Source organism: Pseudothioclava nitratireducens (assembly GCF_029210495.1).
GTDB classification, from domain to species: Bacteria; Pseudomonadota; Alphaproteobacteria; order Rhodobacterales; family Rhodobacteraceae; genus Pseudothioclava; species Pseudothioclava nitratireducens.
Window position 1 is genome coordinate 113,083 of the sequence record NZ_JARGDK010000007.1, and the last position, 26,492, is coordinate 139,574.

Below are 26,492 nucleotides of genomic sequence, written 5' to 3' on the forward strand. Positions count from 1 at the left end.
TGTGCTGCAATCAACTTACACATAACAGGAGAGGAGACTGCCCATGTCGCTGAGTTCGCATATTACCGAACTTCGCAAGAAACATCAGGCTTTGTCTGCGGAGGTAGAGCGCGCGACCCGGAGTCCGGGGATCAGCGACCTCGACATCGCGCAGATGAAGAAGCAGAAACTTCGACTGAAGGAAGAGATCCAGCGCCTCGAACAAGCGTAACAGCATCAAGGCCGGGCCAACTGCCCGGCCTTTTTCTGTGCGCCTTTGCCGGCAAGGGCTGCAAGGGCTGCGCCGGTTGCAATCATGGCGGCGGCGATCAACAGGCGCGGGCTTGCCTCGGCGAATCCGGCAAGGATAAGCGCAAGCGTTGAAAGCAGCGGGGCCGCGTAAGAAGCTGTGCCAAGAAGCTGGATATCCCCGCGCTTGACGCCGATGTCCCAGGTGAAGAACGCCAGCCCGACGGGTCCCAGTCCCAAGGCCAGAACGGAGGCCCAGCCAAGCGTCGAGCTGGGCCAGACCGTCTCTTCCAGTGTGAGATGGGCGATGGTCGACAGAGCTGCACTGGCAAGGCAATAGATCGCCACGGCTCCGGTCGGCACCGTGCCCAGGCGGCGTGAAATCAGCGAATAGCCCGACCATGTCAGCGCGCAGAGAAATGCCAGCCCATATCCGGGCAGAGATGCGCCGGAGAGCGCAAGGCCTGACTGCCCGACGATGAGGGCGGCTCCGCCAAAGGCCACCAATGCCCCGAGAATATGGCCCGGCCGTAGCTTTTCGCCGGGTAGCAGCCCCGAGAACAATACGATCAGCAGGGGCCAGAGATAGGCGATCAGCCCCGCCTCGGCGGGAGGGGCGAGACGCAGGGCCGAGAAATAGAGCAGGTGATAGCCGAACAGTCCCGCCGTGCCGAAAGCATAGACCTTCAGCGGCACGCGACTGAGTTGCGAGAACTCTCCCGTCGCGCCGAGCCAGATCAATCCGATCGCTCCGCCAATGGCAAAACAGATCGCGTTGAGTTGTAGCGGGGGCACCGGTGCGGAGCCAACGGTGAAAAGTGCTAGCAACGCCCAAAGGATGACTGCCGAAAAGCCGATCAGGGTCGCCCGCGCCTTACCAGTCGCTTCTGAAATCACGCCCCGCCTCCTGTGCGCTGATCCGGGCCGCCTCGGCCATGAGCCAATCCAGAAAAGCCCGAACGGGGGCGCGTGCCTCGGCCCCCGGCGCGCAAAGAAATCGGTAGCTTTCTTCCGGCACAAGGGAAAGAGAAAAGGGCGCGACGAGCCGCCCCGCCTCCAGTGCGTCCTGCGCCAATGTTGCGCGCCCGAGCACCACGCCGGCCCCGCTGATCGCGGCGTCCAGCGCATGATCCGCCTGCGAGAATTGCGCGCCACCGGAAGGGGGCGGGCCCAGCCCGGCGGCCCGGAACCATCCGGCCCAGTCCGCCGGGCGCCGCATGAACGCGCGCTCGTCATGGTGCAATAAGGGGGCCTCACGCAACGACTCGGGCGATGTGAATCGCGCGGCGAGCGCAGGGGTCATCATCGGGGTTAACCATTCGCGCAGCAATTGCCCGCTCGACAACCCCTCATGGCGATCGGGGCCAAACCGCAAGGCGAGGTCGACGTCATCGCGGCGCAGATCGAGCAGACGCAGCGTCGCGGTAAACCGCAACTCGATCTCGGGGTGCTCGGCGGCGAACAGAAAGAGCCTCGGGGCCAGCCATTTCGAGGTGAAGGCCGGCCCGGCGGTGATATTCACGATGCGATCAGTGCAATGTCTGTGCGCCGCGCGCCAGGCCGCTCGCAGGCTGTCCATGCCTTCGCGGACACCGGGTAGCAGTCGCAATCCCGCCTCGTTGAGGTGGACCGCGCGATGGCTGCGTTCGAAGAGGGCTTGACCCAGAGCCTCTTCCAGTTGCCGGATCTGGAAGGACAGCGCGGCAGGCGTCACGCCCAGCTCTGCGGCGGCATTCTGAAACGACAGATGACGTGCGGCGGCCTCAAAGGCCCGCAGGGCCGTCAGGGGTAAGTGATCGGATCTTTCTGACATAAGATAATCTTTTGTGAGTCGAGAATAATACTCGTTTGTCAGGTCAATAATGCTTTGCGATGTTCCTTGTGTAAAGATCAACTGATGTGAGGATGTAATGCTCCAGATTCCGACATCCGAGGCTCAGGCGCGCGCGGCGCGCTATGCAATGGCCCTGCGGCGTGCGGCGTTCGCGCAGCTTTGGCGGCGCGTGGCGCGAGCTTTGCCCCATAGAAAAAGGGCTGCCCCTGTAAAGGGGCAGCCCCGTCCCTGCTAAGTGCAGGATCAGACGAAATACTGACCGCCGTTGGCGGTGATCGTCGAGCCGGTGATGAAACCCGCATCATCGGAGGCGAGGAAGACGACGCAACGCGCGATCTCGCCCGGTTCGCCAAGGCGCCCGACCGGGATCTGACCAATAATCGACTCGCGGACCTTTTCCGGGACAGCCATCACCATTTCGGTGGCGATGTAGCCGGGGCAGATCGCGTTCACGGTGATGCCGGCGCGCGCGCCTTCCTGGGCCAATGCCTTGGTGAAGCCGAGATCGCCCGCTTTTGCCGCCGAGTAGTTGGCTTGACCGAATTGACCCTTCTGACCGTTGATCGACGAGATGTTGACGATCCGGCCGAACTTGCGCTCGCGCATGCCGTTCCAGAGCGGGTGGGTCATGTTGAACACGCCCGAGAGGTTGGTGTCCATGACCTGCTGCCACTGCTCACGGGTCATCTTGTGGAAGGGGGCGTCGCGGGTGATCCCTGCATTGTTCACGAGCACGTCGATCGGGCCGAGCTCTGCCTCGACCTTGGCAATGCCTTCGGCGCAAGCGTCATAATCGGCAACCGACCATTTGTAGGTCTTGATGCCGGTCTCTTCCGTGAATTTCGCCGCCGCCTCGTCGTTGCCGGCATAGTTGGCCGCAACGGTGTAGCCTGCGGCTTGCAGGGCCTTCGAGATTTCCGCGCCAATGCCGCGCGAACCGCCGGTGACAAGTGCAACTCGGGACATGATTCCTCCTCCGGGTTAATGCCTTTGAAATCCTGTTACCGAAATTAATAAGGGCGCGCAATAAAGTTGCGCGCCCGATTTTGCATTTGCAGCAAAAAAGTTTGGGTTTTCGGCTCAGAGGCCTTCGATGCACATCGCAACGCCCATGCCGCCGCCGATGCAGAGCGTGGCAAGACCCTTCTTGGCGCCCGAACGTTTCATTTCGAAGACAAGGGTATTGAGGATGCGGCACCCCGAGGCGCCGATCGGATGGCCGATTGCGATCGCGCCGCCGTTCACGTTGACCTTCGAGGTATCCCAGCCCATGTCCTTGTTTACAGCGCAGGCTTGCGCGGCGAAGGCCTCGTTGGCCTCGACCAGATCGAGATCGGCGGCTTTCCAGCCAGCTTTCTCAAGAGCCTTGCGCGACGAGGGGATCGGACCGCAGCCCATGATCGACGGGTCGAGACCGGCAGTCGCGTAAGACGCGATCCGGGCCATTGGGGTCAGACCACGCTTGGCGGCTTCTTCTTCGGTCATCAGCAGCACCACGGCCGCACCGTCATTGATGCCGCTTGCATTGCCGGCGGTCACCGAGCCGTCCTTGGTGAAGGCGGGGCGCAGCTTTTGCATCGACTCGATCGTGGCGCCGTGACGAATATATTCGTCACTATCAACGACGATGTCGCCCTTGCGTGTCTTGACGGTGAAAGCGGCGATCTCATCGGCGAACTTGCCAGCCTTTTGCGCGGCTTCGGCCTTGTTCTGCGATGCGAGCGCGAACTCGTCCTGCATCTCGCGCGAGATTTGCCACTGGTTGGCGACGTTCTCGGCGGTCTGGCCCATGTGGTAGCCGTTGAACGCATCCCACAGGCCATCCTTGATCATCGAGTCGATCATCTTCATGTCGCCCATCTTCTGACCTGCGCGCAGATGCGCGACATGAGGGCTCAGCGACATGTTTTCCTGACCGCCGGCGATGACGATATTCGCGTCACCGAGCATGATGTGTTGTGCGCCAAGGGCGACCGTGCGCAGACCCGAGCCGCACACCTGGTTGATCGACCATGCGGCGGATTCGATCGGTAGACCCGCATTGATATGGGCTTGGCGGGCCGGGTTCTGGCCCTGGCCGGCGGTCAGAACCTGACCCAGGATCGTCTCCGAGACTTCCGCCTTGTCGATCCCCGCGCGGGCGACAACCGCCTCGATCACGCAAGCGCCCAAGTCATGGGCCGGGGTATTGGCGAACGAGCCGTTGAAACTGCCCACAGCTGTCCGAGCTGCAGAAACGATAACGACGTTGGTCATGGGTCCTCTCCTCACAGGTTCTGGCGCCCGCATGGGCGGCGCCCCTAATGCCGCTGCGCAGCATGCCTTATGAGGCCGTTAGGTCAAGCACATTCGCATCGCCGGGGGTGTTTGATGCGCAATTTTATTGCGCGCGCGATCTTCGCGGTTGGGCGCGAGAAGGTGTTTGCGCTCTCAGGCGCGCATCGCGGCCTTCTGCGGCGTTTTCCATGGCGGCATGATCGTTGGCGCGCCGAAATAATAGCCCTGAAGGCAGTCCACACCCAGACTTGTCAGATAGGCGGCATCCTCCGCTGTTTCGACCGACTCGGCGACCGTGAACATGTCGAAATGGCGGGCGACCGAGAGCAATGCCTCTGCCAGAACCTGATTGTCCGGGTTCGAAGCGATCCCACGGATAAACTGTCCGTCGATTTTGAGAATGTCGAAGTAGAATTCGCGCAGGTAGCGAAACGAGGTGTAGCCCGCCCCGAAATCGTCGAGTGCAAAGCTGATGCCGCGGGCCTGCTGATCTTGCATGAAGACGGTCACGAGTTCTGGCATCTGCATGGCCGAGGTTTCGGTGATTTCGAGGATCAACCGCTCGGCCACCGTATCGTCGCGCGCCAGCCCGCGGTTGAGCGTCTTCATCCAGGCTGGGTATCCGATGGAGCGGGCGGACATGTTGACCGACAGACGCAGGGCGTGATCCTCCGAAAGCGCCTGAAGCCCCATTTCCAAGGCGAGACAGTCAATCTGACGTCCGAGTTCGGTTGCCTCGAGGGCGGGAATGAAATCCTTGGCGGGGATCACGCGACCCGTCTGATCGAGCACCCGGATCAATCCTTCATAAAAGGCAGGGCGTTCCGGCCGGGCCGCCTGAACCACGGGTTGAAACGCCATGACCACATCGCGGCATTCCACCGCCCGCCGCACCATGTTGACGGTTTCCCGGTCTCGCTGCACGACCGCGAAGTTGAGCGGGCTCTCCATGCCCTGTTCGATCGGTTCGATTGCGTCGCGGCTGTGATCGGACATGCTAAACTCCATTTCGGACTCAGCGCAGATTCGCGACAATCCTCTAAGAACAGGTAAAACAACGATTTTTAACGAAATGCTGGTTAACCCTGCATTGAGGCTATCCAGCGCGAAAGCCGAACTTGCGTAAGGGGGATTTTAACGAAGCGGTTCTAGTGTCGATGGCGCACGTTCCCATGCGAGGCCAGATGACCATTCATACAGAGATTGCCAAACCGCGAAGCGGAGAGGTTCCTTTCGGCTTCGAGGAGCTGTTCTATTCTCGCACAGATAAGCGCGGGGTGATTCAGGCCGGGAACGATATCTTTCAGCGGATCGCAGGGTTCGATTGGTCCGAAATGCTGGGTGCGCCGCATAAAATCGTCCGTCACCCCGACACGCCGCGTGCGGTGTTCCGGATCTTGTGGGATGCGCTTGCCAAGGGTTACCCGATGGGAGCCTATGTGAAGAACCGCACAAAAAGTGGTGATTTTTACTGGGTATTCGCGGTCGTCATGCCGATTGAGGAAGGGTTTCTTTCGCTGCGGATGAAGCCATCCAGCCCCACTTTCGACGTTGTCCGTGAGTTTTATGAACAATTCAGCGCGATGGAGCGCGAAAAACGACTCGATCCGGAGGACGGTGCCGGCATGTTGCGCGCTATGGCGCGGGACAAAGGGTTTTCGAGCTATAGCAGCTTCATGGCCTTTGCGCTTGGGCAGGAGTTGATGGCGCGCGACAGGAAATTGCTGCGCAGCACCGACCGTCAGACCAATGTGCTGATCGAGATGAACAGCGTTCTGGAGCGGTCGACACAAGAGCAGCGCCGTTTGTTGCGCAGCTTTGAAGCCCTGCAATCCATTCCCAACAACATGCGCATCGTGGCATCTCGGCTGGAGCCATCGGGTGGTCCGATTTCGTCGATTTCGGAGAATTACAAGGCGTCCTCGGCAGGGATTTCCGAACGGCTGCGCAGTTTTGTGGCTGGCGACCAGAATATGTGTGACCGGATGTCACGCGACGTGGCCAAGGCGCTGTTCTTGCTTGGGTGCAGCCGGGTTATCTCGGAGCTGACACAAAACCTCGATGCGGGCGAGCCAGTCGAGGGAATCGACGCACTGGTTGAACTTGCCCTGCTCGAGCGTTTGATGGGGCGCAGCATCGCGGATGCCCGCGAGGCGATGGTCAATGCGGCAGATCTTGCGCGGATGCTGACACGTGCGAGCCGCGACATTCGTCGGCAAATGCTTGGCCTCGATACGATCCGGGTGCTGGGTCGGGTCGAGTGCGGACGTATGCGTGGCAATGGCAGTGCGCTTTCGTCGACAATTGATCAGCTCGACACGTTTCACGCCGATATCAAGGAGCGGCTCGAATCTATCATGCATCTGTCTGAGGTGATCGAGCAGTCGATCTCGGCCTATCTCAGGTCGCAACCGGGATGAGTTAGCCAAGATGGGCTGACGGCAGGTATCACTCCGCAATCAATGCGGCGATTAGCGCCTTGGCGTCAGGACTGTCCCACTCTGCCTCGCCGATCAGGCGAGCGACCTCTTGGCCGTTCTTGTCGATCAGCACCGTGACTGGCAGGCCGACGACGCCCATTGCGCGCGCCAGCTGCTGTTTGGGGTCGCGGAATTTCGGCAGCCGGGCCACACCGGCCTCCTCGAAGAAGCGGTCGATTTTGGGCGGAGGATTGCGCCCGGTAGCAACGGTGACGACCTCGAAGCCATTGCCGCCCAGTTGCGCCTGAAGACGATCCAGCGAGGGCATTTCGGCCCGGCACGGTGCGCACCAGGTCGCCCAGAAGTTCACCAGAACCACCTGTCCACGGTAGGCGGCGAGGCTTGTGGTGCCGCCCATGCCATCCTCAAATGCAAGGTCGGGCACCGGGAGTGGGGCCTCATAGACGACCAGCTTGTTCATCTCGCCCGTCTTCAGCGCCGAGAGATCCGCCGCCGCAGCAGCATTTGCACCGAGCGCGAGGGCCGTATAAAGGACGAGGGACCGCAGCATATTGCCTCCGATGAAGGGCCTGACCATGACCGACACCGCCAAGGATAGCAAAGCCTCCAACGCCATGTGGGGCGGGCGTTTCGCCGCAGGACCGGACGCGATCATGGAGGCGATCAACGCCTCGATCTCGTTCGACCAACGGCTCTACGCGCAAGATATCCGTGGCAGCCGGGCCCATGCCGCGATGCTCGCCGCACAGGGTATCATCAGCAATAAAGACGCAGAGACGATCCGGGAAGGCCTGCTCACGGTCTTGTCAGAGATCGAGGGCGGAAACTTCCCGTTTTCTGCGGCGCTTGAGGACATCCATATGAATGTCGAGGCGCGGCTCAAGGAGATCATTGGCGAACCGGCGGGGCGCCTGCACACGGCGCGCTCGCGCAATGACCAGGTTGCGACCGATTTCCGGCTTTGGGTGCGTGATCAATGCGATGCCGCGATCAAGGGGCTCGATGCGCTGATCCGGGCGCTGCTCGGGCAGGCCGAGGCGGGCGCGGATTGGGTGATGCCGGGCTTTACCCATTTGCAGACGGCGCAGCCGGTCACATGGGGCCACCATATGATGGCCTATGTCGAGATGTTCGCCCGTGACCTGTCGCGTTTTTCGGATGCGCGTAAACGTATGAATGAAAGCCCGCTGGGTGCCGCGGCGCTGGCTGGCACCGGCTTCCCGATTGACCGCCATGCCACGGCGGAGGCGCTGGGCTTCGATCGTCCGATGGCGAATTCGCTCGATGCGGTCTCGGACCGCGATTTCGCGCTGGAGTTCCTGTCCTCGGCGTCGATCTGCGCCGTGCACCTGTCGCGTCTGGCTGAAGAACTGGTGATCTGGTCCTCGGCGCAGTTCCGCTTCGTTGCGATGTCGGACAAATGGTCGACGGGGTCCTCGATCATGCCGCAAAAGCGCAACCCGGATGCGGCAGAGCTGATCCGCGCCAAGATCGGACGGATTCTTGGCGCGACGGTCGCGCTGTTTACCGTGATGAAGGGCCTGCCGCTCGCCTATTCCAAGGACATGCAAGAGGACAAGGAGCAGGTCTTTGACGCCGCCGACCATCTGTTGCTCGCGCTGGCAGCGATGGAGGGCATGATCCGCGACCTGACCGTCAATCGCGACAAGCTGGAAGCGGCGGCGTCCTCGGGCTTCTCGACCGCGACCGATCTGGCCGACTGGCTGGTGCGCGAGGCGGGGCTGCCCTTCCGCGATGCCCACCACGTCACCGGAACCCTCGTTGCCATGGCCGAAGCCAAGGGTTGCGATCTGCCGGACCTGAGCCTGGCCGAGATGCAATCGGTGAACTCTGCGATCACCGAGGATATCTTCGGTGTGCTCGGGGTTCACAACTCGGTCGCTTCGCGGCAGTCTTACGGTGGAACCGCGCCCGATCAGGTGCGCGCCCAGATCGCCCGCTGGAAGGAGCATCTTGCATGAAACCCGCGCTGATCCTTGCATTTCTGACGCTTGCGGCCTGTTCGGACCCGGCGCTCCATGCGGGGATCTCGCTCGATTCGAGCGGGGTGAGCGTTTACCCCGCCGTGTCGGGCCGGGTCGGTGGCGCGACCGTGTCGGTGTCGCCGTGAGGGCCGCGTTGCTGATCCTGTGTCTTGCCGGGCTGGCCGGCTGCGGCGTCGAGGGGCCGCCGATCCCACCCTCGCAGGTCGTGGCACGCTAAGCGCGCTTTCCAACGCGCGGCGCAGCGGGTAAAGCGGGGCAAACCTGCCACTTTGACCGCAAGGGCCTGCGATGGATCATTTTCTTTACCGTGACGGCGTGCTCTGTGCCGAGGACGTTCCGCTGACCGAGATCGCGGCCAGCGTCGGCACCCCGTTCTATGTCTACTCGACCGCCACGCTGACCCGCCATTTCAAGCTGTTCGAAGAGGCGCTGGCGGGGATGGATCATCTCGTATGCTTCGCGATCAAGTCGAACTCGAACCTCGCCGTGCTCAAGACGCTGGGCGAACTGGGGGCGGGGATGGATGTGGTCTCGGGCGGGGAGTATCGCCGGGCCAAGGCGGCGGGCGTGCCCGGTGAGCGCATCGTGTTCTCGGGCGTTGGCAAGACGCGCGAGGAAATCCACCTCGCGCTGACCGGCGGCATCCGGCAATTCAATGTCGAGTCCGAGCCGGAACTGCGCGTGATTTCCGAAGTGGCCTCCGAGCTTGGCGTTGAAGCTCCGATTGCCATTCGGGTGAACCCCGATGTCGACGCCAAGACGCATGAAAAGATCGCGACCGGCAAGTCCGAGAACAAGTTCGGCATCCCGATCGCCAAGGCCCGCGCAGTCTATGCCGAGGCCGCCGCGCTGCCGGGGATCAAAGTGATGGGCGTCGATGTGCATATCGGCTCGCAGCTGACCGATCTGGCACCCTTCGAGGCGGCCTTCCTGAAGGTGCGCGAACTGACCGAGCAACTGCGCGCGGATGGTCATGAGATCGTGCGTCTCGACCTTGGTGGCGGGCTTGGCATTCCCTACGAACGGTCGAACTCTGCGCCGCCCCTACCCATCGAATATGGCGAGGTGATCCGGCGCACGGTGGGCGATCTAGGCTGCGAGATCGAGATCGAGCCGGGGCGGCTGATCTCGGGCAATGCGGGGATTCTCGTGACTTCGGTGATCTATCTGAAGCAAGGCGAGGGCCGCGATTTCCTGATCGTCGATGCGGCGATGAACGATCTGGTGCGCCCGTCGATGTATGGGGCGCATCACGACATCGTCCCGGTGGTCGAGCCTGCGCCCGGCACCGAGGCGGCGGCGTTCGATATCGTCGGGCCGGTTTGCGAGACGGGCGACACCTTCGCCAAGGGCCGCGCGCTGACGCCGGTCGGGCCTGGTGACCTGATCGCGTTCCGTTCGGCGGGCGCTTATGGCGCGGTGATGTCGTCCGAATACAACTCGCGGCCGCTGATTCCGGAGGTTCTGGTGAACGGGGATCAATTCGCTGTCATTCGGGCAAGACCGAGCTTTGAAGAAATGCTCGGGCGCGATACCATTCCTGAATGGCTCTGACGCGGCGCGGGTATTTCGCCGTAGGGGCCGGAAAGGACCGATGCTGATACCGAAGCGCCCCAAACTGCCCGAGACCCTTGCCGATCTGGATCGGCCGATTTCGGCAACGCGGGTCGGACTTGCGGTGGAGCGGGGGCTGCGTGCCTTTTGGCCAGCCCTCACGGTTCTTGCGCTCGCACTCACCGCGCTGATGTTTCGGGTGCAAGATCACCTGTCGCGCGATCTGTTTCTGGCGTTGTTCCTGAGTGTCGGGCTGCTTGCAGCGATATTGATCGCGCTTGGCGTGCGCCGCTTCGTTTGGCCGACGCGCGCCGAGGCGATTGCGCGGCTTGATGCGACGCTGCCGGGGAGGCCTCTTTCTGCCTTGGGCGACCAGATGGCGCTGGGGGGCAATGACCCGGCTGCCAACGCACTTTGGCGTGCGCACTTGGCGCGTATGGCTGAGCGCGCTGCGGGGGCAAAGCCCGTTGGGCCGCGTCCCGATCTGGCGCCGCGAGACCCGTTCGCGCTCCGGATGACGGGGCTGACCGCCCTCGTGATCGCGCTTCTTTTTGGCGCGCCGCAGCGCATGTTCGATCCTGTCGCCAATTCCGGCGCGCCTGCGGGCTCCGCCGAGGCAGCGATGGGGCCAAGCTGGGAGGGATGGGCTGAACCACCGCGCTATACCGGCAAGCCCGGACTCTATCTGAACCGGCTCGACAGCGATCAGATCGCGGTCCCCGAGGGGACGCGGTTCTCGTTCCGCTTTTACGGGGCGGCCGATGCGATTCCCTTCACCGAGAGCATTTCCAGCCCCGCCGCCGCGCCCATCGTTCAGGATGAGACAAGCGATATCCGGCGCGAGGACTTTGAAGCGATGCGCTCGGGCATGGTCGAGCTTGGCGGCCCGAATGCGCGGCGCTTCGAGATCACGGTGCTGGCCGACGACGCGCCCGAGGTGGAGCTTGTCGGGCTGGCCGAGCGGCGGGCCGACGGCAAAATGGCGCAACCTTTCCGCGCGCTCGACGATTACGCGGTGATGGCGGGGCGCGCGCGGATCACGCTTGATCTCGCCTCGGTCACGCGGCGCTACGGGCTCGCGCTGGACCCCGAGGCGCGCGACGATCTGACCTTCGATCTGCCGATGCCGATTTCCGGCTCACGCGCGGATTTCACTGAAACGCTGATCGAGGATGCCTCGAAACATGCTTGGGCCAATTTGCCGGTCAACCTTGAGCTTGAGGTCGAGGATGGGCGCGGGCAGGTCGGTCGCACCGAGATGTCGGCCTTTGAGCTTCCCGGGCGTCGGTTCTTCGACCCGCTCGCCGCCGCGCTGATCGAGGCCCGGCGCGATCTGCTCTGGTCGCGCGAGAACGCGCCGCGCGTGGCGGACTGGCTCCGCGCGATTTCGAACCGGCCCGACGGGTTCATTCGCAAAGACGAAGTCGCGCGGCTGTTACGGCTGACGATCCTGCGGATCGAGGCCGCGGATATAACGCCCGAAACCCGGGACCAGATTGCGGATGTGCTCTGGGAACTGGCGCTGCTGGTCGAAGATGGCGGGCTGGCCGATGCGCTCGAGGCGATGCGTCAGGCGCAAGAACGGCTGTCAGAGGCGATCCGAAACGGCGCGTCCAAGGACGAGATCGCCAAGCTCATGCAGGAACTCAAGGAGGCGACCGACAATTACCTGCGGATGCTGGCAGAGCGCGCGCAACCCGAAGAGGGGCCGCAATTCGGTCAGCAACAGCCGAGCCAGCAGATCACCGGAAACCAGATCCAAGAGATGATGGACGAGATTCAGCGCCTCATGGAAGAGGGCCGGATGGCCGAGGCGCAGGAGTTGCTCGACCAACTCGCGCGGATGATGGAGAACCTCAAGGTCACGCAAGGGCAGGGTGGTCAGGGCGATATGCCGGGCAGTCAGGCGATGCGTGATCTCGGCGAAACCCTGCGCGATCAGCAAGAGTTGTCGGACGACTCCTTCCGCGAGATGCAGGAGGGTTTTGACCCTGAAGACCGTCCGCGCAGTAGTCCTGATCTCGATCAGCTTGGTCAACAAGGGCAGCAGGGAGAGCAAGGTCAGGAACCCGGTCAACAGGGGCAGGCGCCGGGTGAAGGTACGGATCAGGGCACGCCGCGCGACACCCCCGGAGACGGGCGGGAAGGTCAGGGGCAAAGCCAAGGCCAAGAGCAAGGCCTAGCCGACCGTCAACGCGCGCTGCGGCAAGAGTTGAATCGTCAGCAGGGCCTCATGCCGCGTCTCGGGGGCGAGGCGGGTGAAGCCGCGCGCCGGAGCCTTGACGATGCGGGCCGCGCGATGGACGAGGCCGAGCGGGCGCTGCGTGAGGGCGACAATGGCCAAGCGATCGACCGTCAGGCCGATGCCATTCAGGCGCTGCGCGAAGGCATGCGTGCCTTGGGCGAGGCGCTCGCCGAAGAGCAATCGCGTCAGGCCGGAGAGCAACCCGGCCAGCAAGGCGAGGGGCAGGGCGAAGGTTTGGCCCAACAGGGCAACCGCTTGTTGCCGCGTGATCCGCTTGGCCGCCAGCGTGGCGAAGGCGGACGTTTGGGCACCGAGCAAGAGATGCTTCAGGGCGAGGATATCTATCGTCGGGCGCGCGATCTTCTGGAGGAACTGCGGCGCCGCTCGGCAGAGCGGCTGCGTCCCGAGGAGGAGCTGGACTACCTGCGCCGCTTGCTCGATCAATTCTGATCAGGACCGCTCGTCGCGGTTACGTCTCGGTCGTCTTCGCGCTCAAGAGCCGGTTTCGGGTTGAAGCTTGTCGATTACGACCTGCATCTGCTGATCCAGCCAGAGCCGCCCGGCATCCACCGCCGTCACGAACTGGGTCACCGGCTCTTCGAGTGTCGGGATCGCTGTGATCAGCCGCGCGGCGAAGACATAGACCAACAGACCAGCCGCAGCGAGCAGGATAATCATCGAGAAGCCGCGCCCAAAGCCGGAGCGCCGGACGCCGGGTTCTTCTGGAATGTATCCGTCGAAATCGTCATCACGGTCAGAGGTCGCGGTGAGGGTCGAGTTGATCTCTTCGACATCGGGGAGCCGTTCAACCCCGCGTGAGCGCAGTACGCCTTCGTCGTCGAACTCCACCTCATCCTCGGTGAAATCGGCGAAGCGATCCGCGTCCTCGTCCCAGCCGTTCTTTTGTGCGGAGGTCGCGGTGGCGACCGGCGCGGCAAGGCCGAGTTCCGGTTGCGGATCGAGCGAGAGCCCTTCGGCGCGGCGCTGTTCCGCCTCGCGCTCGGCCTCTTCGCGCAGGATCGAGAGCAGCCCGTCATCGACGGGCTTGCGCGGCGTCGCGCCGGCCACGGGGGCGGGTGTCAGCCCCTCCTCGTAGTCGCTGTCCTCGGCATAATCGTTGTCGGCCTGCGCCAGACCCGAGCCGCGCATCATCTCGGCGATGACCGCATCGACGGCATCTGCGGGTTCGGTTGGGACCTCTGGTGGTGCGGTTTCGGCAGGCGGCTCATCCGTTGTGGCGGTTTCGATCTGTTCCGGGGGTGGCTCGGTGATCGTGTGGCCGGTCTCGTCGAGAGGCGCTGCTTCAAGGTCGGCGGTCACTTCCTCCACGACCTGCTCCGCGCTGGCCTCAAGCTCGTTCCAGTCGTCAACCTTGGGAAGCTCGCGCCCGGCGATGGCCGGGTCTTCCTCTTCCCAGCCGATCAGATCGTCCTCGTCGGCGTCCCAGTCGCGCGCGGTTTCCAGAGGCTCGAATTGTGCCGCGGCCAGCGCCGCCTTGCTCACCTGAAACCAGCTATGCCCGCAGCTCGAACACTGCACGTCGCGCCCGCCCTCGGGGATCACACTGTCGTCGACCTCATACTGAGCATCGCAATTCGGACAGATCAGACGCATTCAAACCCCTAACCAGAGCCCTGGCGTATTGCCATTCTGGCGTTTCATTTTGAGATGTTGTAGCAAGCGACAGTCAAATATCCAAGAGTTTGTAAGACTTGTGGCGCTTTGCGCGCCCGGTGGCAGTCAAAGGGTGGGGCCGGGCAGTGATCGAGCTGCAAAATGTGGCGATGAGCTATGGCGGGCGTGAGCTGCTGTCGGAAATGACTTTGCGGCTGATGCCGGGGTCGTTCCACTTCCTGACCGGGCCGTCCGGTGCGGGCAAGACGACCTTTCTCAAGCTATGCTACGCAGAGCTTTCGCCCTCCTCGGGCATGCTGAGCCTGTTTGACCGCGATGTGCGCATGATGACGCGCGATGACGTTGCGGCGATGCGGCAACGGATCGGTGTCGTGCATCAGGATTGCCAGTTTCTCGATCACTTGTCGGTCGCCGAGAATATTGCTCTGCCGTTGAGCGTCTCCCGCCGTGCTGCCGATCCAAAGGAATTGCGGGAATTGCTGAGCTGGGTCGGGCTGCGCGCCCAGGCCGATGCCTTACCGCCGCAGCTTTCAGGCGGGGAGCGTCAGCGCGCGGCACTGGCGCGGGCGGTGATGATGTCACCGGACATCATCCTTGCCGACGAGCCGACGGGAAATCTCGACTGGGAGATGTCGCAACGGCTTTTGAACCTGTTGATCGAGCTGAACCGGATGGGCAAGACGGTGCTGATCGCCACGCATGACCTGAACCTGATCCGCACGGCAAAATCGCAGGTTGCGACGCGCGTATTGCGAATTGCGAATCAGCGCTTGCAACTGGCGGGGGCGGATCTGTGATGCGGCGGCTGTTCGATATGCTGCGCAGCGAAGGGCGCGGGGTGGATCGCGTGGTGCCGCCGACTGGCTTCACCGCGCGGCTCACGCTGTTGACGGCGGCGGCAATGGCCTTTCTCGCGGTCTTTGCGTTGGCTTTGTCGCTGGCAACCGGGCGGCTTGCGGATCGCTGGGCGGATGCTCTGGCGCGCTCGGCCACGATTCGGATTTCCGCACCCGCCGATCAGATTGAGGCGCAGGCCGCTGCCGTTCTGGCAGTTCTGGAAACGACGCCGGGTATCGAGAGTTTCCGCATCCTCGATGATGCAGAGATGAAGGCACTGCTCGATCCGTGGTTCGGTCCCGATCTCCCGGTCGAAAGCTTGCCTTTGCCGAAGCTGATCGAGATCGTCGAGACCGTTGCAGGTGCGGATGCCGAGGGGCTGCGGTTGCGGTTGGCGACCGAGGCGCCTGGGGCGGTGCTGGACGACCATACCCGCTGGCGGCGCCCGCTGGTCGAGGCGGCGGGACGATTGCGGACCTTGGGCCTTGTGTCGCTGGTGCTGATCGGCGCGGCGACGGCAGGCATGATCACGCTGGCCGCGCAGGCGGCGCTCGCCGCGAATGGGCAGGTGATCCGGGTGCTCCGGCTGGTGGGGGCGCGTGATCAGTTCATCGCCCGCGCATTTGTCCGACGCTTCACTTTGCGCGGGCTGTGGGGCGCGCTGGGCGGCACGGCACTGGGCATGATGGCAGTTGCAGTTTTGCCGGAGGCCGATGATGCGGGCGGCTTTCTGACCGGCCTTGGTTTCACCGGGGCTCATTGGCTCTGGCCCTTGATTATTCCGCCGCTGGCGGCTCTGGTGGCCTATGCGGCAACGCGCGCGGCGGCGCTGCGGATGCTCAAGGAGGTAAGATGATGGCGCAATCCCGGAAACCCGGTCCGGTCACTTGGGACGCGTATCCGCGCTCGGTGCTCTACTATGTGCATATCGCGCTGGCGACCTTGGTTCTGGGCCTCTGGGGGGTGTTCTTTCAGGTCTTGCCGCGAGGCCGGGCGGGTGTCCATCGCGTCGCAGATGTCTGGACCACGCATCTTCTTGGCATGGCGCGGTTCTATTGCGGGATCACCTATGAGGTGCGGGGCACGCCGCCCACGATGGATTGCCTGATCGGTGCCAAGCATCAGAGTTTCTTCGATATTCTTATCATTGCCAATCGCGCGCCGCAGCGGTCCTTCATCATGAAGAAACAGATCCTTCATGTGCCGATCCTTGGCTGGTTTGCGCTCAAGGCCGGGTGCATTCCGATTGATCGATCGCGCGGCTCCGAGGCGTTGTCCAAGATGGTCGAGGAGACCAAGATCGCACAGCAGCAGGGGCTCGGGCAGCTCATCGTCTACCCGGAGGGCACCCGCACCCGGCCGGGTGAAAAGCGTCGCTACAAGCAGGGGATCGGAGTGCTTTACGATGCCGCGGGCCTGCCGGTCGCGCCGGTGGCGACGAATGTCGGGCTGTTCTGGTCGAAGCGCGGTTTTCCGATCCTGCCGGGACATGGCGTGGTCGAGTATCTGCCGCTGATCGAGCCGGGCTTGTCGGCGCAGGAACTCGTGCGTACGCTCGAAGAGCGGGTCGAAGCCGCGTCCGATGCGCTGATGGCGGAGGCAGGGTTCACCGCCGGGTGATGGCCGGCGCCTGTCGGATCAGGCGGCGAGGCCTTTCGAGCCCATATCGAGGAACTTCTTGCGCCGTGCCTTGATCAGCTCAGCCGAGGATTTCCCGTCGAGCTCGCCCAGCATGGTGGTGATCGCATCGCCCACGGCAGTGATGGTCGCCTTGCGGTCGCGCTGCGCTCCGCCCATCGGTTCCGCAATGATGCGGTCGATCACGCCCAGCTTGTGCAGGTCCTGCGCCGTGAGCCGCAACGCCTCGGCGGCTTCGCGCATCTTCTCGGCATCCTTCCATAGGATCGAGGCGCAGCCCTCGGGCGAGATCACCGAATAGACCGAGTGTTCGAGCATTGCGACGCGGTCGCCGGTGGCAAAGGCCACCGCGCCCCCCGAGCCGCCTTCGCCGATGATGATCGCGGTGAGCGGCACGCCGATGGTCAGGCATTTCTGGGTCGAGCGGGCAATCGCCTCGGACTGGCCGCGCTCTTCGGCGCCCTTGCCGGGATAAGCGCCGGGCGTGTCGATCAATGTCACCACCGGAAGGCCGAAGCGGTCGGCCATATCCATCAGACGGATCGCCTTGCGGTAGCCCTCGGGGCGGGCCATGCCGAAATTGCGCTCGATCCGGCTGGCGGTGTCGTGGCCCTTCTCATGGCCGATCACCATCACCGGACGGTCGTTGAAACGCGCGATCCCGCCCATGACCGCGTGGTCATCGGCAAAGTTCCGGTCCCCGGCCAGCGGCGTGAACTCGGTAAAGAGCGCGTCGATATAATCCTTGCAATGCGGGCGGCTCGGGTGTCGCGCGACCTGACATTTGCGCCAGGGTGACAGGTCCTTGTAGAGATCCTTGAGCATTTGCGCGGCCTTCTTGTCGAGCGCCGCCGCCTCTTTCTCCACGTCCATCTCTTCGTTCTTGCGGGCGAGCGCGCGCAGCTCTTCAGCCTTGCCTTCGATTTCAGCCAGCGGTTTTTCGAACTCGAGATAGGTCGTCATCGGAACCCTCCGTTGCGGAACCCTTGCTATATGAAGGGCGCGCGCGCGAATTGCAACGGGCCGCGCGGAAGGGAGTGGGCGGGGCCGTTTGCGGCCCCGCGCCTGCGATCACTTGAGCTTGGCCAGTTCCAGCGCCTTGTCGAATTGCTCGGGGCTGAGGACCTTGCGCCAATTGTCGACGCAGTTCGAGCGCATCATCACAAGCTGGGTCTCGTGCGCGCCGATCTGATCGGCCAGCGCCTGACGCTCTTCGGCCGGGGCGTTTGCGATGATGGCTGCACGCAGCTGCGCGCGCAGATCGGCGGTTTCGGCCTCATAGGCCTGACGCTTGCCGGGCATCGTGGCGACCCATTCCTTGACTGCGGCGCGCTGCGTCTCGTCAAGCTCCAGCGCATCGGCATTTTTTGCGATGACGCCGGTCAGCATGACTACGGGGGCCGAGAGCCCAAGCTCCTGCGGGGTGGGCGCGGCCGCGTTTTGGGCCAGCGCGGGGAGAGAGGTCGAGGCGAGCAGGGCCGCTGCGAAAATCAGATGTTTCATCTGCGCATTCCTTGAATTGGTTGTCATGTCATGGCCGCCCTGTGGGCGTTGTTCACGCCCGACCGGGATCAACTATTTCAGGTGCGATCCCCCAAGGCCATGCGGCAGAAATGCGCATGTCGGGCGCAAAAGGAAACGCCCCGATCCGCGATCGGGGCGTCCCTGTTCCCTCATGCAGGCGGGGCCTCCCCTCCCCACCGCTCCGGGATTTCATCTGTGCGGCTGGTGCGCCAGCCTGTCAGCCGGCGATCATCTCTGCCTGGCGGACGATCACTTCTGCCTGACGAATAGACGCGATGTCAACAAGGCGGCCCTTGTAGACGGTCGCGCCAGCGCCCGAGGCCTTGGCTTCTTCCATCGCGGCGAGGATCTCGCGGGCCTCGTTTACGGCCTCCTCGGAGGGGGTGAAAACCTCGTTGGCGAGCGCGATCTGCTTGGGGTGGATCGCCCATTTGCCGACCATGCCGAGCGTGGCCGAGCGCTTCGCCTGTGCGATGAAGCCCGCGTCGTCCGAGAAATCGCCGAAGGGGCCATCGACCGGCAGGATGCCATGGGTCCGGCAGGCGGCGACGATGGCGGCCTGCGCCCAGTGCCACGGGTCCGACCAGTATTGCTGGCCTTCGCGCAGCATGTAGTAGTTTTCCTGCGTGCCGCCGATGCCGGTTGTGGCCATGCCCATCGAGGCGGCGAAGTCCGCGGCGCCAAGGCTCATGGCTTGCAGGCGCGGCGACGAGGCCGCGATTTCCTCGACATGGGCGATGCCGGCGGCGCTTTCGATGATGACCTCGAGCGAGACCTTCTTGGTGCGGCCCTTGGCGGTCTCGATCGCGGTGATCAGCGCGTCCACGGCGTAGACGTCTTCGGCACAGCCGACTTTCGGGATCATGATCTGGTCGATCCGCTCGGAGCCCTCTTCAAGCAGTTCGACGACATCGCGATACCAGTAGGGGGTGTCGAGCGCATTGATCCGCACCGAGAGATATTTGTTACCCCAGTCGATCTCATGCGAGGCCTGAATGATGTTGCGGCGCGCTTGCGGCTTGTCGGCGGGGGCCACCGAGTCTTCGAGATCGAGGTTGATCACATCCGCCGCCGATGCTGCCATTTTCGGGAACAGCTTGGTGTTCGAGCCGGGGCCAAAGAGTTGGCAGCGGTTCGGGCGGGCGGCGGGGGTCGGTTGGACGCGGAAGCTCATCGGTGGGCCTTTCGCAATGATGTTTCACGGTTGGTTGTGGCGGGGATATATTGTTGCGTGTTGCATTTCAAGCGCCCTTTCGCAGGCGCAGAATCGGTGCGCAGATTCGACCTTGGGTGCGCGATTCATTCTGCATCTGCACAATGTTTCGAAGAAGCTTGCGGGCTTTTATCAAATTGAGAGATAAGTTTCGACTAATTCCTGAAAAATCGTCCAAAAGCCCCAAGAAATCCCGCTGCGGCGCGATATTCTGAAAGTGACAAGAATTCACCTACGGGGAGCATACGCGCATGGCACTGATCGAGACGCCTTATCTGTTGTTTCTGGGCGATGCGCCCGATCCGCTGGCGGCCAAGGTGGCGCAGGGAATCAAGGATTGGCGTCCGGAATTCGCGGTTGGCCAATTCCGTATGGAGGGCTGCAAGGCGGATATGGGCATTCCGGATATGACCCTCGAAGACGCGAAAGCGGCGGGCTGCAAGACGTTGGTGATCGGGGTCGCGAACCGGGGCGGCGTAATCAGCCAGGCGTGGAAAAAGGTCCTGATCGCTGCGCTCGAAGAGGGGTTCGATCTGGCTTCGGGGCTGCATAACCTGCTGCGCGAGGAGCCCGATCTGGTCGCCGTGGCCGAGGCGTGCGGGCGCGCCTTGCATGACGTGCGGGTGCCCGAGGTGGATTACCCGATTGCGAACGGCATCAAACGGACCGGCAAGCGCTGCCTTGCTGTCGGAACGGATTGTTCGGTCGGCAAGATGTATACTGCGCTCTGCATGGAGCGCGAGATGCGCGAACGCGGACTCAAGGCCAGCTTCCGCGCGACCGGGCAGACCGGCATCCTGATCACCGGGGATGGGGTGCCGCTCGATGCGGTGATCGCGGATTTCATGGCGGGCTCGGTCGAATGGCTCACGCCGGATAACGATCCGGACCATTGGGACCTGATCGAAGGGCAGGGGAGCCTGTTCCATGTCAGCTATTCGGGCGTCACCATGGCGCTGATCCATGGCGGGCAGCCCGATGCGCTGATCCTGTGCCACGAACCGACGCGGGCGCATATGCGCGGGCTTCCGGGCTATCAACTGCCGGGGCTCGATGCGCTGCGTGACCTGTCGTTGCAAATTGCGAGGGTTGCGAATCCGGGCGTTCAGGTGGTGGGGATTTCGGTCAACACGCAGCATATGCCCGAGGCCGAGGCGCGTGCCTATCTGGCCGCGCTTGAAACCGAGATGGGCCTGCCCGCGACCGACCCCTACCGGTTCGGCGCCGGGAAACTCGTGGACGCGCTGGCCGCGATTTGAGAGGGTGCGCCCGGTGGCCGGGGGCGGATGCCTCCGGCGGGGATATTTGCAGCAGAATGAGGGGCCGCGATGATCGAGGTGAGACCCGAGAGTTTTCGTCTGGCTGAGGCCTTTACCATCAGCCGCGGGAGCCGGACCGAAGCCAAGGTGCTGAGCGTTCTCGTCAAGCGCGGCGGGCATGTCGGGCATGGCGAATGTGTGCCCTACGCGCGTTACGGTGAAAGCCTTGAGAGCGTAACGGGGCAGATCGAGAGCCTGCCCGAGGGGATCACCCGCGCCGAGTTGCAAGAGGCTCTGCCGCCAGGCGCGGCCCGCAATGCGGTCGATTGCGCGCTGTGGGATATTGAAGCCAAGAGCGCGGGCAAACGGGTTTGGGAGCTTGCGGGGATGCCTGCGCCGGGGCCTGAGCTGACGGCCTACACGCTGTCGCTCGACACGCCCGAGCGGATGCGGGCCGCCGCCGAGAAGCATGCGGCGCGCCCGATCCTCAAGATCAAGCTGGGGACGCCCGACGACATGGGGCGTCTGGAAGCCGTGCGGGCGGGTGCGCCCAAGGCGCGGATCATCGTGGATGCGAACGAAGGTTGGACCGCCGAGCAGTTCCTCGACATGCAGGGCGATCTCAAGCGGCTGGGTGTGGCGCTGGTCGAACAGCCCTTGCCCGCGGCTGCCGACGAGGCGCTGATCGGGGTGCAACGGCTGGTGCCGATCTGCGCCGACGAGAGCTGTCATGACCGCGCAAGCCTCGCCAAGTTGCGCGGCAAGTATGACATGGTGAACATCAAGCTCGACAAGACCGGCGGTCTCACCGAGGCGTTGGCGCTGCGCGATCTGGCGCGTGCTGAGGGCTACCGGATCATGGTCGGTTGCATGATCGGGTCGAGCCTTGCGATGGCGCCTGCCATGCTGGTTGCGCAGGGCGCCGATTACGTGGACCTTGACGCGCCGCTGCTTCTGGCCGAAGACCGTGCGGCGCCGCTGCATTACGCGGATGGCAAGGTATTCCCCCCCGAAGCCGCACTTTGGGGTTGAGGCAAGGAGAAAGCGATGAGCCGCACCGTCTATGTGAATGGTCAGTATCTGCCCGAGGAAGAGGCGACCGTGTCGATCTTCGACCGTGGCTTTCTCATGGCTGATGGCGTCTATGAGGTGACCAGCGTGCTGGGCGGCAAGCTGATCGACTTCGCGGGCCACGCGGCACGTCTGGAGCGGTCGCTCAAAGAGCTCGATATGGAGAAGCCCGAGGCCTTCGACGACCTGCTTGAGATTCACCGCGAACTGGTCGCGCGCAACGGCATCGAAGAGGGCATGGTCTATCTTCAGGTCACGCGCGGCAATCCGGGCGACCGCGATTTCGCCTTCCCCGATCCCGCCACCACCAAGCCGACGCTGGTTCTGTTCACCCAGAACAAGCCGGGCCTCGCCGACAATCCGCAGGCGCAGAAGGGCATCAAGGTGATCTCGATCGAGGACATCCGCTGGGGCCGTCGGGACATCAAGACGGTGCAGCTTCTCTACCCGTCGATGGGCAAGATGATGGCCAAGAAGGCGGGCTGCGACGATGCGTGGCTGGTCGAGGACGGGTTTGTCACCGAGGGCACCTCGAACAACACCTATATCGTGAAAGACGGCAAGATCATCACGCGCAACCTCTCGCATGACATTCTGCACGGCATCACCCGCGCCGCCGTTCTGCGCTTTGCCAAAGAGGCGCAGATGGTTGTCGAAGAGCGTCCCTTTACCATCGAAGAGGCGCAAGGCGCGGATGAGGCGTTCTTCACCTCGGCTTCGGCCTTCGTGATGCCGGTGGTGGAGATCGACGGCAACCCGGTCAAGGAGGGCAAGGTCGGCCCGGTCGCGTCGCGCCTGCGCGAGATCTATCTCGATGAGAGCCGTAAGGCGGGCGTCTGAGAGTTCCGAACAGAGTTTGACCCGGCGCGGCCTCCACCGCGCCGGGTTTTCTTATGCCGGATCGGGCAGGCCGAAGGCCGCGTGAAAGCGGATCGTGCCGCTTGGCCGCTCGGGGCCGAAGGGCAGGGCGAGCACATATTCCGGCGGCACCGAAGGGGCGGTGAGCCCATCTTGCGCGGCAAATCCGAAGCGCCGGTAATAGGCAGGTTCGCCGACCAGCACCACACCGTGCAGCCCTTGGCCGCGCAGCCGCCCCAGCGCCATATGCATCAGCGCACCGCCGATCCCCTTGCCTTGCCGCTCGGGCGCGACCGAGATCGGCCCGATCCCGGCCCAGCCAAGCGTATGGCCGACAGAGGTGGGCGAGGCGGCGACATGGCCGAGGATCTGGCCATCCTCTTCCGCGACCAGCGAGAGGATCAAGGCGCCTGCCGCCCGAAGCCGTTCGATGATCGCGGGTTCCGAGCCGTCCGAATGCGGCATGTCCGCGAAGGCCGCAGCCGTCAGGGACGCGATGGCCGCGCTGTCTTCGGGGGTTTCTGGACGAATGAGCATCCAAGCCTCCTTCAGCGATTGTCGGGCTGCGCGCGGACGGACCGTCTGCCGCGCATCGAGATACGATAAGGTGCGCCGTTTCGCGACTCGATCAAGCCCCGCTGGCGCAGACGCTGAAACAGCGGCAGGTCGCAGTCAGAAAAGATCAGCCCGTCGCGGGTAATGCACAGGATTTCAGCGATCTTGCCCGCATGAGAGCGGGTATGACGGATGTGCCCGCCTTGCGCGAGCAGGTGCAGAACGCGTTGTTCCGCCTTCGAGATATTCATGGGATGTCCTGATTGCAGAGAACATGACTACAGGGAGCGCTGTGGCATCCCCGGTTCGATCTGCTGGCCCTCGGATTTCACGAGGACCGGATCATGCAAGCTCTGACATCCAGACTCCATTGAACGCCCGGTCGTGGGCGTGCACATCTGCAAATTAGGCGGTATTGGAGGGATATTCAATGCCACGAGGCCCGAACGTGGTCCGGGCCTCGTGTAATGCGCGGCGTCAGGCCGCGGCGGTCTGGGTCAGGACGATCGACGCGCTGTCCACCTGCGCCGGAGCGACGCCGATCAGGTTGAACACTGCATGCCCGTCGAGGCTCACCAGAGTGCCGGTGCCGGCCGCGTTGGTGCTTAGGTTGATGGCCGGGGTGCCTGTGCCGGTCGTGGCGATATAGTCGATGGCCAGCGTATCGGCCGCCGGGTCGAAATCGGTCACCTCGATGACACCGCCCCCCAGATCGGTCATCCCGAGATCAATGCCCCCGGTCAGGTGATCCGCGCCCGCGCCCAGCGTGACGACATCGCGCAGGTCGGCGACGATCGAGTCGTCGCCTGCGCCACCGTCGATCGTATCGGCGAGCGAAGCCCCGGCGCTGGCCGTAGCGTTCAGATCGCTGGCGACGATCGTGTCGTTGCCTTCACCGCCCACAAGCTGATGCGCGCCCCCATCGGTGAACAGCAGGTCATTCCCGTTACCACCGTCAAGCAAGCCGCCATCCGCCTCGAGCGACAGGCTCAGCAGGTCGTCACCCTCGCCGCCGATGAAACTGTCGGCGCCATAGCTGCCAAGGATCGTGTCGTTCCCATCGAAGCCGAGGATCAGGTCGTCGTCACTGGCTGTGCTTTCCGCCGGTGCGACATCGGTGACGATGTCGTCGCCCGCACCGAGATCTATGACATCGTCGCCATCCCCGTCGCGCACGTGATCGTTGCCGTCACCGGCGTGGATCTCGTCATTGCCCGCGCCGTTGTTGATCAGATCGTTCTGCGCGCCGCCGTCAATGGTATCATTGCCCGCGCCATCGCTGATCGTGTCGGCGCCATAGCCGCCATAGATCACATCGTCGCCATCCATCGCCATGATGTCATCCGCGCCGAGCCAGCCGTAAATGGTGTCCGTCCCGTCCGTCCCGTCGAGGACGTCGTTCTCATTCGTGCCAAGGATCGGCTGCGCGAGGCCCTCGGGGAGTTCCGGCTGATACCACTCGCCCGCGTCGATATCATAGAGAAAGACCGGACGAGACACGAGGTCGGCGGGTGACAGGCCTTCGATCACCGCGAGCGTTTCGCCGCCAAGCTGCACGAGCGAGCCCGCGCTATCCTCGACCAGTTCGAAGCTGGCCCCTTCGGGGATCGAAGGCACGTAGATGTCGAGATATTCCTGCGACGGGGTCGTGAGGTTCTCGTTGATCAGGCCGAAATCGGTGATCGTCACCGGGTCGTCGCCGGGCTGCCAGAAGATCGCGAACCCATCCGCATCGGCCCCGCCTGTCATGGTGTCGCCATCGTCGCCGACCAGTTCATCCTCGCCGGCGCTTCCGTCCAGATGGTCGGCATGATTGCTGTCGGTCTCATCGACCGCGATCAGCAGATCGTCGCCCCATCCGCCATGCATGCTATCCGCGCCACGCGTGTCGATGAGCCAGTCCGCGCCGAGGTTGCCCCGCAGCGTGTCATTGCCTTCGTTGCCGGTGATCGCGTCATTGCCATGCCCGCCGTCGATATAGTCTTCGCCCGTGCCGCCCTGACCGCCATAGATGCCAAGAGCCACCAGATCGTCCTGCATCCCGGCGGCATCGCCACCGAAAAGCCGGCTGATGGCCTCATCCGCCGCCTCGAACGTGGTTCCGGTGATGCCATTGTCATGGCCTTCGCCGAGGAAGATCAGGTCCTCGCCCGCACCGCCATTGACGGTATCGGCCTCGTCGGTGCCGGTGATCGTGTCATAGCCCGAGGTGCCCTCGACTTCGCGAAGGTCGGGGGTGAGGGTGATTTCCTCACCTGCACCGGTTTCATTGTCGGAATCGTGGTCGCTGCTGTCATCGTCGTCGTCATTGCCGAAGATGCCGAAAGCCAACGCCAGAGGAAGAAGGCCCAAGAGCCAAAGTGAAATCATAATCCCGCCCCCACGGTAACAATTAACGATTTGATCAGGGCCGCGATTCTAAAGTTTCGTCAATGGGTTATTGGGATGTTGCGGGAAAATTACTGTTTCAAATTCAAGATATGCACTTGTGGGTTGTGCGCCTCTGGCCCTTCACAACCCGCTCTTGTGCAGCACCGCGTTGAGCACCGGGGCGAGCCGATCCGCCCAGGCGATCTGGCCGTCCTCCTGTGCGATCAGATCGTTGCGCAGCTCGATCAGCACATTGGGCCGACCGGGCGTCAGCGCGTGCCGGTCGATCGCATCCCCGTCGAGATGACCGGAGTAGGGTTCGTTATCGCCGACGCAGAGCCCTTCGGCCTCGAGCGCCGCGATCAGGGGTTTCGCCAGCCGTTCGTCGCGGTGCGAGTAAAGGATACCAACCTGCCACGGTCGGGGCGACCGCCCGCGCAGGCAGGGCGTGAAGGAATGGATCGAGCAGATCACCGTATCGTTGCGCCGCCCCGCGAGATCAGCCAGCGCGCCGTGATAGGGGCGGTAGAGCCGCGCGAGGCGGTGCTCGACCTCCGCCGTGTCGGCCTGGCGGTTCGCGGGAATCAGCGTCCCGTCATAGAGCTTCATCACCAGCGTCGGATCGTCCTCGCCGCGGTTCGGGTCGATCACCAGCCGCGAGAAATCCGAGCCGATCATTGGCGCATCGAGCCGCGCCGCCAGATGCCGCGCCAGTCCGAGCGCGCCCACATCATAAGCGATATGGCGCGCCATATCTTCGGGCGCGACGCCCAGATCGCCGCCGTTAAGCCAGTCCGGCACCGTATTCGTGGCATGGTCGCAGGTCACAAGCCAGCGGGACGGGCGGTCTTGGCCTTCGATGCGATAGGCGGGATGCGGTGTCATGGTCTCGTCGTCCGGTTCTGTCACGACAGATTTAAGCGAGCCGCGCGCGTTGTGCCAGTTGC

General features: G+C 63.5%; 26 protein-coding genes. 12 read left to right on the forward strand and 14 right to left on the reverse strand.

Translation table 11 applies throughout. The features are described from left to right. Positions 1–43: 43 nt before the first annotated feature. Positions 44–211 carry a YdcH family protein gene (locus P0X85_RS10085; protein WP_275812311.1) on the forward strand — a complete coding sequence of 56 codons (168 nt, stop codon included), beginning with the start codon at positions 44–46 and terminating at the stop codon, positions 209–211. Positions 212–216: 5 nt separating this feature from the next. On the opposite strand, the gene yddG is transcribed toward P0X85_RS10085, so the two are convergent. The 5 genes from yddG to P0X85_RS10110 form a co-directional block, all read right to left on the reverse strand. After that, the gene (gene yddG, locus P0X85_RS10090; RefSeq protein ID WP_275812314.1) at positions 217–1,125 is read right to left on the reverse strand and encodes an aromatic amino acid exporter YddG; all 909 of its coding nucleotides are present in this window, start codon (positions 1,123–1,125) and stop codon (positions 217–219) included. Further along, the gene (gcvA, locus tag P0X85_RS10095) at positions 1,103–2,041 is read right to left on the reverse strand and encodes a transcriptional regulator GcvA (RefSeq protein WP_275812317.1); all 939 of its coding nucleotides are present in this window, start codon (positions 2,039–2,041) and stop codon (positions 1,103–1,105) included. Before gcvA ends, yddG begins: the two co-directional genes overlap by 23 nt. A 264-nt stretch (positions 2,042–2,305) precedes the next feature. Continuing rightward, positions 2,306–3,028, reverse strand: a complete 723-nt coding sequence (phbB, locus tag P0X85_RS10100; protein WP_275812320.1) for a beta-ketoacyl-ACP reductase — start codon at positions 3,026–3,028, stop codon at positions 2,306–2,308. 114 nt (positions 3,029–3,142) lie between these two features. After that, the gene (locus P0X85_RS10105; protein WP_275812324.1) at positions 3,143–4,318 is read right to left on the reverse strand and encodes an acetyl-CoA C-acetyltransferase; all 1,176 of its coding nucleotides are present in this window, start codon (positions 4,316–4,318) and stop codon (positions 3,143–3,145) included. A 174-nt stretch (positions 4,319–4,492) separates the two neighbouring features. Next, positions 4,493–5,335 carry an EAL domain-containing protein gene (locus tag P0X85_RS10110; protein WP_275812326.1) on the reverse strand — a complete coding sequence of 281 codons (843 nt, stop codon included), beginning with the start codon at positions 5,333–5,335 and terminating at the stop codon, positions 4,493–4,495. Positions 5,336–5,523: 188 nt separating this feature from the next. Between P0X85_RS10110 and P0X85_RS10115 the strand changes: the two genes are divergently transcribed. After that, positions 5,524–6,759 (forward strand): PAS domain-containing protein, encoded by a 1,236-nt coding sequence (locus tag P0X85_RS10115; RefSeq protein ID WP_275812329.1) that lies wholly within the window; start codon positions 5,524–5,526, stop codon positions 6,757–6,759. A gap of 28 nt (positions 6,760–6,787) precedes the next feature. Here P0X85_RS10115 and P0X85_RS10120 read toward each other — a convergent pair whose 3' ends face one another. Further along, positions 6,788–7,330 carry a TlpA family protein disulfide reductase gene (locus P0X85_RS10120; protein WP_275812332.1) on the reverse strand — a complete coding sequence of 181 codons (543 nt, stop codon included), beginning with the start codon at positions 7,328–7,330 and terminating at the stop codon, positions 6,788–6,790. Positions 7,331–7,355: 25 nt separating this feature from the next. Between P0X85_RS10120 and argH the strand changes: the two genes are divergently transcribed. The 4 genes from argH (at position 7,356) to P0X85_RS10140 (ending at position 13,035) form a co-directional block, all read left to right on the forward strand. After that, positions 7,356–8,762, forward strand: coding sequence for an argininosuccinate lyase (argH, locus tag P0X85_RS10125; protein ID WP_275812335.1), 1,407 nt, complete (start codon positions 7,356–7,358; stop codon positions 8,760–8,762). Continuing rightward, positions 8,759–8,911: a hypothetical protein gene (locus P0X85_RS10130; RefSeq protein ID WP_275812338.1), complete on the forward strand. Its 153-nt coding sequence runs from the start codon at positions 8,759–8,761 to the stop codon at positions 8,909–8,911. The genes argH and P0X85_RS10130 overlap by 4 nt, the downstream gene beginning before the upstream one ends. Positions 8,912–9,074: 163 nt before the next feature. Continuing rightward, positions 9,075–10,340: a diaminopimelate decarboxylase gene (lysA, locus tag P0X85_RS10135; protein ID WP_275812341.1), complete on the forward strand. Its 1,266-nt coding sequence runs from the start codon at positions 9,075–9,077 to the stop codon at positions 10,338–10,340. Between the two features lie 40 nt (positions 10,341–10,380). Next, the gene (locus tag P0X85_RS10140; protein ID WP_275812345.1) at positions 10,381–13,035 is read left to right on the forward strand and encodes a DUF4175 domain-containing protein; all 2,655 of its coding nucleotides are present in this window, start codon (positions 10,381–10,383) and stop codon (positions 13,033–13,035) included. Positions 13,036–13,077: 42 nt separating this feature from the next. Here the strand turns inward: P0X85_RS10140 and P0X85_RS10145 are convergent, their stop codons facing one another. Further along, entirely contained in the window at positions 13,078–14,199 is a 1,122-nt protein-coding gene (locus tag P0X85_RS10145) for a zinc-ribbon domain-containing protein (protein WP_275812348.1), read from the reverse strand. Positions 14,200–14,345: 146 nt separating this feature from the next. On the opposite strand from P0X85_RS10145, the gene P0X85_RS10150 reads away from it, so the two are divergent. The 3 genes from P0X85_RS10150 to P0X85_RS10160 are packed head-to-tail and all read left to right on the forward strand — an operon-like array spanning position 14,346 to position 16,677. Beyond that, positions 14,346–15,017 (forward strand): cell division ATP-binding protein FtsE, encoded by a 672-nt coding sequence (locus P0X85_RS10150; protein ID WP_275812351.1) that lies wholly within the window; start codon positions 14,346–14,348, stop codon positions 15,015–15,017. Next, positions 15,017–15,913: a cell division protein FtsX gene (locus tag P0X85_RS10155; RefSeq protein WP_275812354.1), complete on the forward strand. Its 897-nt coding sequence runs from the start codon at positions 15,017–15,019 to the stop codon at positions 15,911–15,913. Before P0X85_RS10150 ends, P0X85_RS10155 begins: the two co-directional genes overlap by 1 nt. Continuing rightward, the gene (locus P0X85_RS10160) at positions 15,913–16,677 is read left to right on the forward strand and encodes a lysophospholipid acyltransferase family protein (RefSeq protein ID WP_275812357.1); all 765 of its coding nucleotides are present in this window, start codon (positions 15,913–15,915) and stop codon (positions 16,675–16,677) included. The genes P0X85_RS10155 and P0X85_RS10160 overlap by 1 nt, the downstream gene beginning before the upstream one ends. Before the next feature lie 18 nt (positions 16,678–16,695). Here the strand turns inward: P0X85_RS10160 and P0X85_RS10165 are convergent, their stop codons facing one another. The 3 genes from P0X85_RS10165 to P0X85_RS10175 form a co-directional block, all read right to left on the reverse strand. Beyond that, a complete protein-coding gene (locus tag P0X85_RS10165) occupies positions 16,696–17,658 on the reverse strand; it encodes an acetyl-CoA carboxylase carboxyltransferase subunit alpha (RefSeq protein ID WP_275812360.1) in 963 nt (320 codons plus the stop codon). A gap of 108 nt (positions 17,659–17,766) precedes the next feature. Then, a complete protein-coding gene (locus P0X85_RS10170; protein ID WP_275812363.1) occupies positions 17,767–18,198 on the reverse strand; it encodes a Spy/CpxP family protein refolding chaperone in 432 nt (143 codons plus the stop codon). Between the two features lie 238 nt (positions 18,199–18,436). Then, positions 18,437–19,393 carry an L-malyl-CoA/beta-methylmalyl-CoA lyase gene (locus P0X85_RS10175; RefSeq protein WP_275812366.1) on the reverse strand — a complete coding sequence of 319 codons (957 nt, stop codon included), beginning with the start codon at positions 19,391–19,393 and terminating at the stop codon, positions 18,437–18,439. A gap of 296 nt (positions 19,394–19,689) precedes the next feature. Between P0X85_RS10175 and dgcN the strand changes: the two genes are divergently transcribed. The 3 genes from dgcN to P0X85_RS10190 all read left to right on the forward strand — a co-directional run bounded on the left by dgcN (position 19,690) and on the right by P0X85_RS10190 (position 22,602). Further along, complete coding sequence (dgcN, locus tag P0X85_RS10180; protein ID WP_275812538.1) at positions 19,690–20,691, forward strand: N-acetyltransferase DgcN; 1,002 nt, start codon at positions 19,690–19,692, stop codon at positions 20,689–20,691. Positions 20,692–20,760: 69 nt separating this feature from the next. Continuing rightward, complete coding sequence (gene dgcA, locus P0X85_RS10185) at positions 20,761–21,723, forward strand: N-acetyl-D-Glu racemase DgcA (protein WP_275812369.1); 963 nt, start codon at positions 20,761–20,763, stop codon at positions 21,721–21,723. A 15-nt stretch (positions 21,724–21,738) separates the two neighbouring features. Next, on the forward strand, positions 21,739–22,602 hold the full coding sequence (locus P0X85_RS10190; protein ID WP_275812372.1) for a D-amino-acid transaminase: 864 nt from the start codon (positions 21,739–21,741) through the stop codon (positions 22,600–22,602). Between the two features lie 51 nt (positions 22,603–22,653). Here P0X85_RS10190 and P0X85_RS10195 read toward each other — a convergent pair whose 3' ends face one another. From P0X85_RS10195 to P0X85_RS10210, 4 genes are all read right to left on the reverse strand, one after another. Further along, positions 22,654–23,157, reverse strand: coding sequence for a GNAT family N-acetyltransferase (locus P0X85_RS10195; RefSeq protein ID WP_275812375.1), 504 nt, complete (start codon positions 23,155–23,157; stop codon positions 22,654–22,656). 11 nt (positions 23,158–23,168) lie between these two features. Further along, the gene (locus P0X85_RS10200; protein WP_275812378.1) at positions 23,169–23,426 is read right to left on the reverse strand and encodes a YjhX family toxin; all 258 of its coding nucleotides are present in this window, start codon (positions 23,424–23,426) and stop codon (positions 23,169–23,171) included. 226 nt (positions 23,427–23,652) lie between these two features. After that, a complete protein-coding gene (locus P0X85_RS10205) occupies positions 23,653–25,545 on the reverse strand; it encodes a calcium-binding protein (protein ID WP_275812381.1) in 1,893 nt (630 codons plus the stop codon). Between the two features lie 141 nt (positions 25,546–25,686). Next, entirely contained in the window at positions 25,687–26,430 is a 744-nt protein-coding gene (locus P0X85_RS10210; protein ID WP_275812541.1) for an N-formylglutamate amidohydrolase, read from the reverse strand. Between the last annotated feature and the right edge of the window lie 62 nt (positions 26,431–26,492).